Source organism: Psychrobacter lutiphocae DSM 21542 (assembly GCF_000382145.1).
Classification (GTDB): domain Bacteria; phylum Pseudomonadota; class Gammaproteobacteria; order Pseudomonadales; family Moraxellaceae; genus Psychrobacter; species Psychrobacter lutiphocae.
On record NZ_KB907622.1, the window covers coordinates 1 to 16,448 of the forward strand.

General features: G+C 43.2%; 12 protein-coding genes. 7 read left to right on the top strand and 5 right to left on the bottom strand.

Going from position 1 to position 16,448, the window contains the following annotated elements; genetic code table 11:
* The 3 genes from H140_RS0100005 to H140_RS0100015 form a co-directional block, all read left to right on the top strand.
* On the top strand, positions 1-423 hold a 423-nt coding region (locus H140_RS0100005), incomplete at its 5' end, for a transferrin-binding protein-like solute binding protein (protein WP_019671596.1).
* Positions 424-994: 571 nt separating this feature from the next.
* Positions 995-4,732 carry a transferrin-binding protein-like solute binding protein gene (locus H140_RS15000; protein ID WP_019671597.1) on the top strand — a complete coding sequence of 1,246 codons (3,738 nt, stop codon included), beginning with the start codon at positions 995-997 and terminating at the stop codon, positions 4,730-4,732.
* 243 nt (positions 4,733-4,975) lie between these two features.
* Positions 4,976-6,568, top strand: coding sequence for a porin family protein (locus H140_RS0100015; protein WP_019671598.1), 1,593 nt, complete (start codon positions 4,976-4,978; stop codon positions 6,566-6,568).
* Between the two features lie 159 nt (positions 6,569-6,727).
* On the opposite strand, the gene putP is transcribed toward H140_RS0100015, so the two are convergent.
* Together putP and H140_RS0100025 are read right to left on the bottom strand one after the other, a co-directional pair.
* On the bottom strand, positions 6,728-8,227 hold the full coding sequence (putP, locus tag H140_RS0100020) for a sodium/proline symporter PutP (RefSeq protein ID WP_019671599.1): 1,500 nt from the start codon (positions 8,225-8,227) through the stop codon (positions 6,728-6,730).
* Positions 8,228-8,492: 265 nt separating this feature from the next.
* Positions 8,493-9,365 carry a LysR family transcriptional regulator gene (locus tag H140_RS0100025; protein WP_019671600.1) on the bottom strand — a complete coding sequence of 291 codons (873 nt, stop codon included), beginning with the start codon at positions 9,363-9,365 and terminating at the stop codon, positions 8,493-8,495.
* Positions 9,366-9,712: 347 nt separating this feature from the next.
* Here H140_RS0100025 and leuC point away from each other — a divergent pair, with 347 nt between their 5' ends.
* The 4 genes from leuC (at position 9,713) to leuB (ending at position 13,436) form a co-directional block, all read left to right on the top strand.
* Positions 9,713-11,161 (top strand): 3-isopropylmalate dehydratase large subunit, encoded by a 1,449-nt coding sequence (leuC, locus tag H140_RS0100030; RefSeq protein ID WP_019671601.1) that lies wholly within the window; start codon positions 9,713-9,715, stop codon positions 11,159-11,161.
* 46 nt (positions 11,162-11,207) lie between these two features.
* The gene (locus H140_RS0100035; RefSeq protein ID WP_019671602.1) at positions 11,208-11,510 is read left to right on the top strand and encodes a hypothetical protein; all 303 of its coding nucleotides are present in this window, start codon (positions 11,208-11,210) and stop codon (positions 11,508-11,510) included.
* A gap of 90 nt (positions 11,511-11,600) precedes the next feature.
* On the top strand, positions 11,601-12,251 hold the full coding sequence (gene leuD, locus H140_RS0100040) for a 3-isopropylmalate dehydratase small subunit (protein ID WP_019671603.1): 651 nt from the start codon (positions 11,601-11,603) through the stop codon (positions 12,249-12,251).
* Positions 12,252-12,332: 81 nt separating this feature from the next.
* Positions 12,333-13,436, top strand: coding sequence for a 3-isopropylmalate dehydrogenase (gene leuB / locus H140_RS0100045; RefSeq protein ID WP_019671604.1), 1,104 nt, complete (start codon positions 12,333-12,335; stop codon positions 13,434-13,436).
* 284 nt (positions 13,437-13,720) lie between these two features.
* Here leuB and infA read toward each other — a convergent pair whose 3' ends face one another.
* The 3 genes from infA to H140_RS0100060 all read right to left on the bottom strand — a co-directional run bounded on the left by infA (position 13,721) and on the right by H140_RS0100060 (position 16,429).
* Positions 13,721-13,945, bottom strand: a complete 225-nt coding sequence (gene infA, locus H140_RS0100050; protein WP_019671605.1) for a translation initiation factor IF-1 — start codon at positions 13,943-13,945, stop codon at positions 13,721-13,723.
* Between the two features lie 264 nt (positions 13,946-14,209).
* Positions 14,210-15,175 carry a tRNA pseudouridine(38-40) synthase TruA gene (truA, locus tag H140_RS0100055; protein WP_019671606.1) on the bottom strand — a complete coding sequence of 322 codons (966 nt, stop codon included), beginning with the start codon at positions 15,173-15,175 and terminating at the stop codon, positions 14,210-14,212.
* A gap of 126 nt (positions 15,176-15,301) precedes the next feature.
* Complete coding sequence (locus H140_RS0100060; RefSeq protein WP_019671607.1) at positions 15,302-16,429, bottom strand: asparaginase; 1,128 nt, start codon at positions 16,427-16,429, stop codon at positions 15,302-15,304.
* Between the last annotated feature and the right edge of the window lie 19 nt (positions 16,430-16,448).

The following is a 16,448-nucleotide window of genomic DNA, read 5'->3' on the forward strand; positions in this document are numbered from 1 at the left end:
GGTCATCTAACCGCTCAAGAAGACATTGATTACTTAAAGCAAGTGAACGAGGGTAAAGCCTCATACGCAGGTAGCGCCACTTACATTGAGAACATACACTTAGGTGATACAGGCTCGTTTGCACCTGTTGATGGTACTTCAAACTTCGATGTCGACTTTGTGAACAACTCAGTGAAGGGCGAGCTTGCCTTTACTGGTGACTTCAAATACAACCCAACCGGTAAGATCGGCATTGAAGCGACCATCGATGGCAATACCTTTGCTGGTAACGTTAATGGTATCGATACCGCTGGTGGTTTCTACGGTGAAGACGCTCAGTTCTTAGGTGGTATTTACCAAGATGCGTCAGTTGAAGGTGGCAAAGGCGATTTACCAGGAACAGGTACTAAATTCCAAGGTACCTTCGGTGCAGAAAAGCAGTAGTTTTCTAGCTAATCTTGTCAGCTTTATAACTTAAGCTAGAAGGCTTAAACTCTAAGGCTTAACATCAGGTTAGCTAATGATTACAAGCAATTAGTTACAATAAAAAAAAGCGTCCTAGGGCGCTTTTTTTTGATCAAACCACTAAAAATGATAACTATTTAGCTGGCTATATTATAGTATGGTCAGTCATATTAAGCGCTGGATGTTCGTCATCATTTATGTTCTTTTAGTTACAAATATAGTGGTATAACTCTATTAGGATATTTTAGTAAGCCACTCACTCTAGTAGTGATAGTGGTTTGGCCTAGGTTTATTTCAGACCTAACACTATTACTTTTGATATGGGTTATGCTATTTACTCATATTAATTATGGTTAATGTAGAGTAACAAAGGAGTGGTTTGATTTTAACTTGTTACAAAATAAATATTGGACTTGATATCTTTAACATTTTATATCATATTTAGCTATGTTTACATTTATCCGTTATTTAACTTTAGTTTAGTGCGTTAAGTAACTGTAATATATTATCTTTAAATGGATTATCATCAACTCTTCATGGAGGAAGTAGAATGTCGCCTATCGATCATTCAATCTTAGCTAATGCTACAGCGAAAAAAATCAACACTCCCCTAAAAGCCAGCGTCGTACTGATCTCATCCGTCATACTAGCTTCCTGCGGATCAGATAGTGGCTATACCTCATATTATTCAGATCCCATTAGCATCCCTGAAGACAATCAAACCACTGAACAAGAAGCCGATAGTAATGATACTGTAGGTAATGAAAACAGTGATGTTAAATCTGAAAGCAATGACAATACTGCAGAAAGTGACAGCAATGGCAGTGATATTGAATCTGAGAGCAATGACAATACAGATAATGAAAACAATGATATAACAGGCTCTGATATTGAATCGAATGTCGATGAGGATGATACAACAGCTGAAACAACAGACGATGAAATCACAGATGACATCAGTGATGCCTTAGAAAAAGCCAAAGCTGAAGCTGAACAAAGCAAGCAAGAAGCAGAGCGACTTAAGGCTGAATTAGAAAAAGTCAAAGCCGAAGCCGAAGCTGCTTTAGCAGAAGCAGAGAAGGCCAAACAAGATCTTGAAGATGCACTAAGCGCAAGTGGTGGTAATACCGAAGCCTTGCAAGCGGCCGCTGAGGAAAAAGCGGCACAAGCGGAAGAGGCAATAAAAGCACTACAAGCTGCGCAACAGGCTGCACAAGATGCCTTGGCTGCGGCGCAAGCAAAAACTGAAGAAGCGCAAGGTATTATTAATGCCGCTGCAGAGGCTCAAGATGCCGCCAAAATTAAGAATGCGCCTGAGTCAGCGAAGAGCGGTGTACAAACTATCAATGTTGGTACAACAGCCGCTGGGTTGCCAAGCGACTTTACTGTGACCACACGTGATTTTGACATTGGTGAAGACAATGTTATCGCTCGAGCTGACATTGCTTCTAATAACTTATTACCTAAAGTGGATGTCAATATCTCAGGTGCAGGTGATAAAGCGCTTAGCAATGGCTTTATGAGTCATAATGACACCACCAAAATTCCAACTCAATTGGGTGAGCTACCACTTGAATACACCTCAGTCTACAAAGACTATGGTGATGACATGCGCATCGGTCACATCGATGGTGCTGCCAGTCTTAGCGGTACAAACATTCCAGTAGATGGTGTGGCTGCACTTGGTAACGCCACCCAAGCTGCCAACGTACCAACCGAAGGTACCGTCGGCTATACCGGTGATGCGACCCATCGTAAGCTGGGCTTAGGTAATGAGATTGAGTTTGGTTCATCTGTGTTTACTGCTGACTTTGTGGCTAAGAGCCTAGAAGGTAAATTAAGCTTTGCCCAAGCCGGTGACATTGCCCTTAAAGCGGGTATTGATGGTAACCAATACTCAGGCGCCGCAGCAGACAATGCTGGTTATGCAACCGAAGGTGGATTCTACGGTGGTGATGCACAATACCTAGGTGGTGTTTACGAAGGTAACGGCGCTCAAGGTACATATGGTGCCAAGTCGGATGTACAAACAGCAGCCGAACAAGCCGCCCTAGATGCACAAGCTAAAGCAGACGCAGCACAAGCGGCCATTGCAGAGCAGCAAGCAGCAGCAGATGCTGCTAAAGCAGCAGCAGAGAAAGCGCAAGCTGATGCCCAGAAAGCACAAGCAGCATTAGAGCAAGCGAAAGCGAATCTTGAAAATGCTGGTGATGGTGAAAGCGCGTTAGAATCAGCGTTAGAGCGTGCACGCTTAGCAGAAGAGGCGCAACAAGCCGCTGAAGAGGTAGCGATTAAAGCACAAGCTGCTGAGGCCGCAGCCAAGGAAGCACAAGCAGCCGCTGAAAAGGCACAACAAGCTGCTGAACAAGAAGCCCTAGATGCCAAGGCAGCTGCTGATAAAGCCATCGGTGATGCCAAAGCGGAAGCTGAGAAATTAGTTGCTGAAGCCAATACGGCTGCAGATGCAGCCAAAGCGGAAGCAGAAAAAGCCACAGCAGCAGCAGCACAAGCAGCTAAGGATACTGAAGCGGCCAATAAAGAGAAGCAAGAAGCACTAACTGCAAAAGCAGAAGCAGAGGCAGCAGCAGCAGAAGCGCAAGCAAGAGCCGATGCAGCAGAAATCTTGGCCAATCAGTTTGATGAGCCTGACTCAGTCATCTCTGGTTTCCAAGATATAGGTTTAGATGATAAATCAACGGCATTAGCAAATAAATCTGCCAGTTATGACACCTTAGTATTACGTGAAAATGAAGCGGGTAATAGCTACTTTGGTAGTGTCGCTGAGGTTTCAGTCTCTAGAGGTGAAACACTAAGTAATGGCTTTAGCAAAACAGAGGGTAGTGTCGAAATACTCGGTAGAAATGCCTTAGGATCACTGATTGCTAATGACTTAAACTATACGTCTGTTTACAATAACTTTGATAAACAGATGCAGATTGGTCATGTGTACGGTGATATCAGATACCTAAGTCAAAATCGTTCACCAGTTTCAACCACCTTTGTTCAAGGTAATGCAACCAACTTAGGTGATTTGCAAAAACTGGCTGATGGTAAAGAAACTACAGACGGTAAAGCTGAATATGCTGGTGTAGCAACCTATAAAGCAGGTGATACACTTGATGTTGACGGTAAGTCTAAGTTTGATGTTGATTTTGTCAACAAGTCTGTTAGTGGCGAGTTAACATTCACTACTTCTAACAAAGTTACCATTGGCGCTGATATTAAAGGCAATACCTTTACAGGCAATGTTAATGGTATCAATACTTCTGGCGGATTCTTTGGGAAAGGTGCTAACTATTTAGGTGGTGTCTACGCAGGTAATGGCGTTCAAGGTACTTATGGTGCTGAAAGAGTGAAACCAGTGACAGATCCTGTAGAGCCAGTAGATCCTAATGCACCAGTCAACCCAGACGTTGCACCTGACCCTGAAATGACCGGCTTCCAGTCTACAACACTAAGTAGTAAAGAGAAGACATTACCATTTGGTCTAGGTCAACTTGAAAATGCAATTGGTTATGTAGCGATTCGTGATGATGCTTCAGATTTTACAGAAACAACAACCAAGGATGGTGCAGAAGTACCCGTAGATAATGGTCAAGGTAACAATTTCACTAGCTTTGACAAAGGCGTGGTTCGTGGTGACATGGTGCAACCAGCCAGTGTACTTAAGCCTATTGCTGTTGATTTAAAGACAGGCGGTGGAAAAGTAACTGTTGATGCTGGTAAAGGTTCTTTTAATCCAACGCTTAACTATAAGTCTGTATACAAAAGCTTTGATGCCCAAATGCAAGTCGGTCATGTCTATGGCGACCTAGATTCTGCAGTGGGCGCTGTATCGCGTGTGGCTAACGTCTATGTCCAAGGTCATCTAACCGCTCAAGAAGACATTGATTACTTAAAGCAAGTGAACGAGGGTAAAGCCTCATACGCAGGTAGCGCCACTTACATTGAGAACATTCACTTAGGTGATACAGGCTCGTTTGCACCTGTTGATGGTACTTCAAACTTCGATGTCGACTTTGTGAACAACTCAGTGAAAGGTGAGCTTGCCTTTACTGGTGACTTCAAATACAACCCAACCGGTAAGATCGGTATTGAAGCGACCATCGATGGCAATACCTTTGCTGGTAACGTTAATGGTATCGATACTGCGGGTGGCTTCTACGGTGAAGACGCTCAGTTCTTAGGTGGTATTTACCAAGATGCGTCAGTTGAAGGTGGTAAAGGTACGACACCAGGAACAGGTACTAAATTCCAAGGTACCTTCGGTGCTGAGAAAGTTCAGTAAATCTTGACCAATATAGTTGACTGATTTAATAAAAAAAGCGCCTTAATGGCGCTTTTTTTATCGAAAAAAATTATCAATGGTGTCTTATAGTTAAAGATAGAAAATGTTAAGATATCACTTAAATTAAGCTTTACTCAGCCATAGCATAGGCGCAACCCAGCTATAGCTTTTATTTTTATTATTTTGATATATGGATAAACTTACTGAGCTGTTTAAAGTTTAGTAAATTTGTTAGGGATAACTATGACACACTCATTTTTTTTGAAAAAAATCACCGCCTCCGCTTTATTATTGAGCACCGCCTACATACCTTTGGCCTATGCTGTTAATCTTCCCACAACCACTGAGCCTGTATCCCCTGAGTCGACAATCAATGACTTTGCTAATATTAGAGACGGAGCTATTGACCAAGCAACCGAGCTTGAGCGTTTAGAGCGGCAAAATGCCGTACTTGATAAGACGGTGCCAACTGCCAGAGTGACCACAGAAGAGATTAAAGATGCATTAGATGAGCGCAGACCAGAGCAACAGGTGCAAAGCTATGATTTAGAAGCCTTAAAAGCAGATCCAGTTGCTTTTACTCGGTTTTTAAATTTGGCATTGGCAGCACAAGATATGGCCACAGTACAGGCTTTATTACCGCATTATAAGAGCTTACAAGTTAATGATCCGCTGTTAATCAAGTTTGCTGATGCTTTGGTCTATCGTAGTCAGGGTAAGAACAAACAAGCGATCGCTATTTATAAAGATATGTTGGCAGAGAATCCTGATTTTCATCCAGTGCGCTTGAATATGGCACAAGCTTTGTATGCAGATAAGCAATATGCCGCAGCAGAAGATCAGCTGCAAAAGCTGCGAGGGGCAGATATTCCAGAGCCAGTCATGGCTAGTGTTACTCGTTTAATTGATCGTATTGAGCGTCAAGAAAAGTGGCAGTTTAATGCGTCAGTCAGCTATTTATATGACAAAAACTTAAATGATGTACCTGAAAGACCGTTAACAAGTCAGTTGGGTACAACTCCTAGGCCAGAGTCTGGTAAAGGCTTGCTTGTCTCTGCAAGCGCTAATAAGCGCATTAACTTATCAAAAAATTATTATGCGACTGTCGGTGGTAATGCATTGATAAAGGGCTATTGGGACAAAAGTGAATACAATGACTACCTATTTACTGCTTCAACTGGTGTCGGCTATGATGACGCCAAAAATGACTTTTCTGTCACTCCATTTGTCACCAAACGTTATTATAGTGAAGACCCTTACAGTTGGCGTAAAGGGGTGACCTTAAAAGCCTCACGTTGGGTGAAGCCTAAGCTAAAATTGACCGCTACTGGGATTTTTTCGAACGAAACTTTTGATGACAGTGTGAATAAAAACCGTGAAACCGATGGCCGTTTTTATGGTCTAAATGGTTTATATATTCAAGATGCCAATCAGTATTTTTATGGTGGTATTGGTTATTATGAGAATGATGTGCCCAAAGCCAAAATTATTAGTTATGATCGCAACTCGGTCAACGTGGGGTGGGGACGTGAATGGAGCCAAGGTATTTCAACCCTGACAACGTTAGGATACGGGGTAAAGAAATACGAAAACCCTGCTAAAGATTTATCAGGTGGTGCCTTACTGGGTTATTACAACACCTTTGGTGGTAAGCCGGGCAGTAAGCGCAAAGACAAAACGACGTCTATTGGGTTGCAGATTTGGAAGCGTGATTTTTCAGTGTTAGGCTTAACCCCGCGTTTGGTACTCGATTATGATAAGACAAGTAGTAATTTTGCTTATTATGACGACAGAGACGATAAAACGGCAACTATTATGCTGACCAAAACTTTCTAGTTCTATTTTTATACGAAAATGAAGTTTTCTATACGGTTCCTACTATTTAGTACATGTGGCGATAGTGCAACAGACCTTAAAGTCAATCAAAAAACCTCGCTATGTTAAAATAGCGAGGTTTTTGATTGTATGGCAGGTGATGAATAGAGTAGCTATTGATTAATCGAGCATACTTTCCATTTGTTCATATTTTGCTGTGATATGTGGACTAGGCTCAGCCGTTGCCAGACTAGTGATAACGATAGCGATAGAGCTTAGGATAAAGCCAGGAATAATGGCATATAACCAGCTATTGAGCGCAACGCCATCTACTGTTTCAAAGTCACCATAAATCCATACGATAACCGTCAAGGCACCGACAATCATACCAGCCAATGCACCATTACGATTCATACGCTTCCACATCAAGCTGATCAATACTAACGGGCCAAAGGCAGCACCAAAACCAGCCCAAGCATTAGATACTAAGTTTAATACTGAACTGTCTGGATCTCTGGCTAAGAAAATAGCGACTACCGCAACCAATACAACAGAGATGCGACCGACCAATACTTGACGTGATTCTGGTGCTTCTTTGTCAAAAAACAGCTTATATACATCTCGAGTTAGAGAGCTAGAAACCACCAATAATTGTGACGAAATGGTGCTCATAATGGCGGCTAAAATTGCTGCCAATAAAAAGCCAGATACTAAAGGATGAAATAAGAAATCAGTAAACACTAAGAAGATAGTCTCAGGATCATCTAAGGTCATGGCTGTTTTTTGGACATAGGCACGACCTGCAAAGCCAGTCATTAACGCCCCAATTAAACTAACAATCATCCAACTCATACCGATGCGGCGTGCAGTAGGCACGTCTTTGACAGAACGAATGGCCATAAAGCGCACAATAATATGAGGTTGGCCAAAATAACCCAATCCCCATGCCAAAAGTGACAAAATGCCAAAGAAGCTCATGCCATGAAAGATGTTTAGCATTTGTGGATCAATATTACGAATGGCATTGGTGGTTGCACCAACTCCGCCTAAGTCCGTGAATGCCACGACTGGAACAATGATCATTGCAAATAACATAATCATGCCCTGAACAAAGTCGGTAGTTGATACTGCCAAAAAACCACCGAATAAGGTATAAATAACGACCACACCAGCAGTCACCCAAAGGCCAGAGCTATATGACATGCCTAAAGCGCTGTCAAATAGTTTACCACCACCTGCAAGACTTGCAGCCGTATAAACGGTAAAGAATAAAATAATTACTATTGCAGAGATAACTCTTAAAAGATGCGATTTATCCTCAAATCGGTTGGCAAAGTAGTCAGGCAAAGTGATGGCATTATCAGCAATTTCGGTGTAAACACGTAGTCGAGGAGCAACCAATAAGTAATTTGCAAAAGCACCGAGGGTAAGTCCTAGCGCAATCCAAATACTAACTAAACCTGAGCCATACATATAACCTGGCAAACCAAGTAATAGCCAACCTGACATATCTGATGCGCCAGCAGACAGGGCGGCTACACCTGGACTAAGATTGCGACCACCCAGCATATAACCCGCTGAGTCCTTATCTTGTTTAAAATAGGCCCAAATACCAATACCGATCATCAGTATAAAATAAAGACCGAGCGAGACCAGCACGCCAGATTCAATTTCGTTCATAACACTATCCTTTGGTGAACAATTTTAAGAATAAAAAAACCATTATGTGGTATATCATAATGGTTTTTTTATGAATATTAAAAGTGTATTAACAAAAGTTAATGAATTGTTTTACCAAGCTCAGTGGGGCAAAGAGTTTACACCCTCTCGTATTTAAGTGGATGATTATATTCCATTAACTTTTGGCAATATAACAGCATTATAAAGCAAAAAGAAGAGCAATACGAATACAGTCCAGAGCTGTCGCTAAGGTGACTGGTTGCTACTATTCAATCGGGGCTAACATACGCATCAAGGCGTCGACACTGGCAGAGCGAGTGAGACTTGGGTTGATTACCACGCCAAGGTAGCGCTGTAATTCTAAGTCATTTGCCATATCAATATAGGCCAAGTCTTGATTGATTAGGGTTTGTGGCAGTACGGACCAGCCAAGACCGACAGACACCAGCATACGAATAGATTCGAGTGGGTTGGTGGTCATGGTGGCGTAAGGTTTTAAGTTTTGTTTGGCAAATTCTGCCAAGGTAATTTGACTGGTAAAGGTATTGGCTGCTGGCAAGATTGCTGAATAGTGCGCCAATTGTTCAAGCGTCACATTGGTTTTTTGTGCTAACGGCGACAGTGTGCCAGTGACAAAAAACAATGGGTCCGACCATAAAGTGTGATAGGTCAAACGCTTGTCATAAACAGGCGGTAAGGTCAAAAATGCCAGTGACAATTCACCATCTAATACCGCTTTGTGTGCAGCTTCCGAGTCGACAAAGTGCACTTCAAGCTGCACAGAGGGATAGGTTTGGATAAATTGCTTTAACACTGGTGGCAAGTGATGCAGCCCAATATGATGGCTGGTACCTATGACCAATTTACCAGAAATGGTCTGTTGTGAGTTTTGGATATTGATTTTGAAATTATCATAGTCATCAAGCCAGCGCTTAGCGTGCGGTAACAGCTCATTTGCAGCCGCAGTGGGCACGATGCCACGACCTAAAGTGTCAAATAAAGTGACTTTGAACTCGTCTTCAAGATTTTTAATGCGCTTGCTGACAGCTGGCTGGGTGATAAAAAGTTTTTCAGCCGCCCCTGAGATACTGCCTGTTTGCATTACAGTGATAAAGGTTGTTAAATTTGTGGTATTCATGGTTAGCCTAAAACTTGAGTTGAGGTAGTGTTAGCAACATTAATAACAGAGTCTATTAATAACAGAGGTCTATTAATAACAGAGATCTGCAATAACTTAGACTTTATATATCGACTGCTAAAAGTAACGCTTGACTAATTATTAAAATAGTATTATAACATAAAGTTTTCTTTATAATAAAAATCATCAATTATTATTATATAACTAAGCTGTTATAATCTCAATAGTAGCAAGACAGTTTTATTACTTATTGTTTTCCTTATTATAATAAGATAACGTCTATTAATATATAGTCTATTTTATCTAAAATATTTACCAAACCTTTTATGCCAGCAAGGAAGTTTTTCATGTCAGCCATACAAGCAAATGCAAACACAAATACGGCAAGAACACTTTATGACAAACTTTGGGATGCCCACTTGGTCAGTCAGCGTGATGATGGCTCAAGTCTGATATATATCGACCGCCATTTGTTGCATGAAGTGACTAGCCCACAAGCCTTTGAAGGTTTGTCACTGGCCAATCGTCAGCCTTGGCGCCTATCCGCAAATATTGCCACGCCAGATCATAACGTACCGACCGTGCGCAAAGAGCGCCTAGAAGGGGTGGTCGGCATTAAAGACAAGGTGTCACGCTTACAGGTAAAAACCTTAGATGATAACTGTGCCAAATTTAACATTGCTGAGTTTACCATCAATGATGATCGCCAAGGTATTGTGCATGTTGTTGGTCCTGAGCAAGGCTTAGTATTGCCAGGTATGACAGTGGTGTGCGGTGATTCACATACTGCCACGCATGGTGCTTTGGGCTGTTTGGCGCACGGTATTGGCACCTCAGAAGTAGAACATGTGCTTGCAACCCAGTGCTTGGTACAAAAAAAGTCAAAAAACATGCTAATTCGTGTCGATGGTGAGCTGGGTGAGGGCGTTACGGCCAAAGATGTGGTGTTGGCGATTATTGCCAAAATCGGTACCGCAGGGGGTACTGGTTATGCCATCGAATTTGCTGGTGATGTGTTCAAAAACATGAGCATGGAAGGGCGGATGACCGTCTGTAATATGGCGATTGAAGCTGGTGCTCGTGTGGGTATGGTAGGGGTTGATGACACCACCATTGAGTATGTTAAAGGCCGTCCTTATGCGCCAACTGGTGAGCAGTGGCAACAAGCGGTTGCGTATTGGAATACCTTACATTCAGACGAAGGCGCACATTTTGATGCCATCGTTGAGCTGGATGCCAGTGATATTGCGCCACAAGTATCTTGGGGTACCTCGCCTGAAATGGTGGTGGATGTCACCCAAAATGTACCGACACTGGATCAGGCAAAAGATGAGGTGCAGGCAGAGGCTTGGAGCCGTGCTTATGAGTATATGGGTCTAGAGGCAGGCCAACCAATTACGGATATTAAATTAGACCGTATCTTTATTGGTTCTTGTACCAACTCACGTATTGAGGATTTGCGCTCGGCAGCTTCAGTGATTAAAGGTCGCAAAGTCGCTGATAACATTAAAGAGGCCATCGTAGTAGCGGGCTCAGGACAAGTGAAAAAACAAGCCGAAGAAGAGGGCTTAGATAAGCTATTTGTCGAGGCAGGCTTTGAGTGGCGTGAGCCAGGTTGTTCGATGTGCTTGGCGATGAATGCCGATAAATTGCAGCCACAAGAGCACTGTGCGTCCACTTCAAACCGTAACTTTGAGGGTCGTCAAGGTAATGGCGGTCGTACCCATTTGGTCAGTCCTGCAATGGCGGCAGCAGCAGCATTGGCTGGTCATTTTGTCGATGTGCGGACGTTTTAAACTGTTTAAGATATAGGATTTTCAGGTTTACTCTAGGGTGCTTCAAATGCATGTTGAGTTTGAGATAACAAGAGACTCGGTATGTATGGGAGATGATTGTGATGCTCCGCATGATGCTAAAGTTAGTCTAAAACCAAATGCTATTGATTCTCTCATTTTGGATGTATTAGAGGTCTATCCATTAGCAAGTGTCGCAGTTCCTATGGTTCATTGGACATGCCATATAAATGACATCAAAGTCGCTACTATTGAGGTCAATGATAAATCAGAGAAATTCGTCAATTATGAACAAGTAAATAATTTAATACTGGGCTTACATAATAAAATCCACTTTAAATACTTCTCATGAATTCAAGATTTGTTAGTTTTATTGACATTCTTACTGCGAAAGTATTAATAAACGGCTCTTATTTAAGCAATAAAATATTAAGGAACCACCATGCAAGCTTATAACATTCAAACTGGCATTGTTTGCCCATTAGATCGCTCAAACGTCGATACCGACCAGATTATCCCCAAGCAGTTTTTAAAATCAATTAAGCGTACGGGCTTTGGCGTTAATTTATTTGATGATTGGCGTTATTTAGACGAAGGTTTTCCTGGTCAAGATAACTCAAAACGTCCAGTCAATCCTGATTTTGTGCTCAACCAGCCACGTTATCAAGGTGCCACTATTTTGCTGGCACGTGACAACTTTGGCTGTGGCTCTAGTCGTGAGCATGCGCCTTGGGCGTTATCAGAGTACGGTTTTCGTACCGTGATTGCCCCAAGCTTTGCCGATATTTTTTATAACAACTGCTTTAAAAATGGTATGTTGCCGATTGTATTAACCGAAACACAAGTGGATGAGCTATTTGAGCAGTGCTTTGCCAATGAGGGCTATGAGCTGACTGCTGACCTTGAGCGTCAAGTGGTAGTGACCCCAGATGGCACTGAATATCCATTTGAAGTGGATGAGTTCCGTAAGCATTGCCTGTTAAATGGCTTGGATGATATTGGCCTGACCTTACAACAAAGCGATGCCATCAAGGCCTATGAAGCCAAGAAGCAGCAGCAAACACCTTGGATTTTTAATGATGTAAAAGCCTAACACGCGCGGGCTTGTAATGACCAAAACAGCCAAGCTGATTAAAACAAAAAATAATGTAACTTAAATTTAGGAATAACACATATGGCAACCGTACTAACACTAGCAGGTGATGGCATTGGCCCTGAGATTATGACTCAAGCCGTTGACGTTTTAAAAGCAGTGAATGACAAGTTTGAGCTGGGTATCACCCTTGAAGCTGCTGATATCGGTGGCGTCGCTATTGATAATCATGGCGTACCCCTTCCGGATGAGACGTTGGCAAAAGCCCGTCAAGCCGATGCCGTTTTATTAGGTGCGGTTGGTGGTCCAAAATGGGATGGTATTGAGCGTAGCATTCGTCCTGAGCGTGGACTGCTAAAGATTCGCAGTGAGCTGGGCTTATTTGCTAATTTACGTGTGGCTAAGCTGTATCCACAACTGGTCAATGCCTCAAGCTTAAAGCCTGAAATCATCTCAGGCTTGGATTTGCTGATTGTACGTGAGTTGACTGGTGGTATTTACTTTGGTGAGCCACGTGGCATTCGCACCTTAGACAATGGTGAACAGCAAGGCTATAACACCATGGTGTATAAGACGTCAGAGATTGAACGTATTGGTAAAGTCGCCTTTGATTTGGCGCAAGTGCGTGCCAAAGCCAAGGGTACGCCAGCCAAAGTATGCTCGGTGGACAAAGCCAACGTATTAGAAGTCACTGAGCTGTGGAAGCAAACCATGATTAAGCTGCAACAAGCTGATTACCCAGAAGTGGCGCTGAGCCATATGTATGCCGATAATGCGTGTATGCAGTTAGTACGTGATCCTAAGCAGTTTGATGTGATGGTTACTGGTAATATGTTTGGTGATATCTTGTCGGACGAAGCGGCGATGTTGACCGGTTCTATTGGTATGCTGCCATCGGCCAGCTTGGATGAAAATGGCAAAGGTATGTATGAGCCTTGTCATGGCAGTGCGCCGGATATTGCTGGTCAAGACAAAGCGAACCCATTAGCGACTATCTTATCAGTGGCGATGATGCTGCGTTATACCTTTAAGCATGAAGCCTCAGCCGCTGCTATTGAACAAGCAGTCAGTGATGTATTAGATGATGGTCTACGTACGGGTGATATCATGGATACCAGCGAATCGGGTCTGCGCTTAGTGGGCTGTCAAGAGATTGGTCAGGCAGTCTTGGCGAAGTTGGCGTAATTGAATATTATACCAAATCTGAAAATTAAGATATCGAGGAAAAAGAGTGCAAACGCTACAAGTAGTAGGTTTAGCGAGTTTGACAAAGATAGGTTATTTTTCAGAAAAGGTATTAGATATTTAATATCAGATACTTAATATTAGGCACCAAAAAAAGCCGTTCTTATTATTAAAGGAACGGCTTTTTTGATAGGCGGTGCTAATTGACTGGGTATTAGTTACTCACTCACTAACGTATTAGTATTCAGTATTAGCCTGCCTATTAAGGTATAGAGTGTACGCTATTAGTTTTTACCACGATAAGTGATACGACCTTTGGTCAAGTCGTAAGGTGTCATTTCAACCTTAACTTTATCGCCGGTTAGGATGCGAATGTAGTGCTTACGCATTTTACCTGAGATATGGGCGATGATTTCGTGCCCATTTTCTAGGCGTACTTTAAAAAGGGTGTTAGGAAGGGTGTCAATTACTTCACCTTCAAATTCGATAATATCGTCTTTTTTTGCCATAATTATTTGGGTTTGCCCGTTTCAATGAATGTAAGTTAATTCAATGTAAGTTAAATTTCAGATTAATGAACACATGAAATAAAATTGTAGGCACGTATTATACTGAACTAGCATTGTTTTAGCAAACCATGCGGCCAATGTGGTTACAGCTTTTTACATAATAGCTAAACAAAGTAAAAATTAAACTTAAAATAAATGTTAACTAAGATAACCGACGTCTGATGTACCGCTAAAATCAAATGGCTAATCATACTGCTCATCAGATTATGGCTGACAAATGGTGTCTGGTAGATTCAGCCATTGCGGGGTCAGTGGCAACTCTGGTAATAACGACTGATAAGGCTCAGGGTAATAAGCATTAATAAAATATAGCCCATCAGGCGCTGCAGTTGGTGGTGCTAAAGTACGATCTTTGGCTTGTAATAAGCGCAAATAATCTTCTGGTTGCAGCTCGCCACGACCGATGGCAAATAAAGTCCCCATTAGGTTGCGCACCATGTGATGCAAAAAGCCATCGGCTTTGATATCGAATACCAAAAACTGCCCATGCTCAAACAGCTGAGCGTGATGAATATTGCGTACCGGCTGCTTAGACTGGCAAGCCGCTGCTCGAAAGCTACTAAAGTCATGAGTACCTTCAATATAAGCGGCGGCTTGTTGCATCCGTGCCAAATCCAGTGGCTCATGAATGTGGGTTACCAGATGGCTGAGCATGGCAGGACGCTGTGGCTGATTTAAGGTGATATAGCGATAGCGACGTGCAATGGCGCCAAAGCGGGCATGGAAATCGTCTGGCATCGGCTGAATCCAGCGCAGTGCGATATCGTCTGGCAGCAGACTGTTGGCGCCTCGCATCCAGTTGTAGATACCACGCTGAGCACGAGTGGTGAAGTGTGCCAGCATATTGCCGGCATGGACACCCGCATCGGTACGTCCAGCGGCAACGACCTCGATCGGCTCATTGGCAATCTTGCTGAGCGTCTCTTCTAGCACTTGTTGCACACACAATACTTCTTGCTGTCTCTGCCAGCCTCGATAATTAGCACCGTTGAACTCGATACCTATGGCATAAGTTTGAAGATGAGAGTCCGCCTTGGTTGTCGGTGTTGTCTCTGCCGTCGACTCCGTCAAAGGCTTGGAGTTATGGCTTGCGGCTAGGCTTGTGCCTAGATTGTTGGCTGCGTCTGTTGCTAAGTCAGTTGCACAGTTATTGGAAGTTACAGAAGTCATGATAGTGCCAAATATGGGAATAAATATGTCTAAAACGAATGGGGCGTTACGGTGTTACTACGTGTGCTACTTGGGCTACTTGGGCTATGTATACTACTTGAGTTACGTGTGCTGCGTGGATGTGCTTTACACTTTTTGCACACTATGACGCCAGCGCTGACGACGACGAGCAGGGGTGTCGTAAGCCAGATGTAGCCACAGCAGACGTGCATACACTGCTGGTAAAGTCAGGCGTCCAGCAGACAAAACGTGATGCTCATACTGCCAGCTGCCTGCCGCATAAGTGTCACTCACGCCGCCAAATGGGCATTGCGTACCACACACCAGCATGTGTCCCTGCTTATATAGCGTATCCATGGTAGTTGCCAGTGCCTCAGTATAAGGGATATTACCGGCACCAAAACCAATTAAGATGATGCCCATTGCTGGCTGCTGTGTTAGTGCCGCCAGTTGATCTGCCAACCAGCCATCATTATTAGGCATACAGTAAAGGGTAGCAATATTTACCGATTGTGCATTGTGTTTAATATCATTAAGTTTGGCTCGGCTGTCTTCAATCCAGTTTTGGCGTCTTGCTGTAGGCAGTCGTTTGTCATAACTGTTGGCTGGGTAGCCAGCACGATGATGACCAGTAAACGCCATTAGGTCATGGCTGTGGATTTTTTGCACGGTTTGCGCCGGCCAAGATTCTTCTGCGATGGCAATATATACGCCAGGATCACCATGACTGGCTAACCCAACGGCTTGCGTTAGATTGCCCCAAGCATCACTGTTGGCATCGATTTGATAAGAGTGTAGTTGCTCAGCATCGAACAAAGGACGCATACTGGCAGTTAGGACGATGCAGACATCTGAGCCAGCAAAGGCCTCAGCCAAAAACGAGCCTAAATAACTTAAGGTATCTGTACCAGTTATCAGTACAAATTGACGATGTCCTTGAGCGTAGCTGTCTAAAATTATGCTAAAAAAGTGGGTCAAATCGATCGGTGTTAACTGGCTACTGTCTTTAACACAAGTATTGGGCAGGACTTGTACGTGTGGGGTCAGCTGCTGCTGGATATGCTCAAGCAGCACTGGCAAAAACTCATCGGCAGGCAATGCCGCTAACGGCTTACCATAGCTGCCAAAAGTACCGCCAGCATAGATGAGTTGTAGCGGCTGATTGATGGCTGTGTTGGCAGTGGCTGCTGAGTCGATAGGTTGCGCTGAAGTATTCGATGGTAGGTCACTTGCGGTCGATTGTGGTGCAGTCATAGCGGTTTTCTTTTATTTG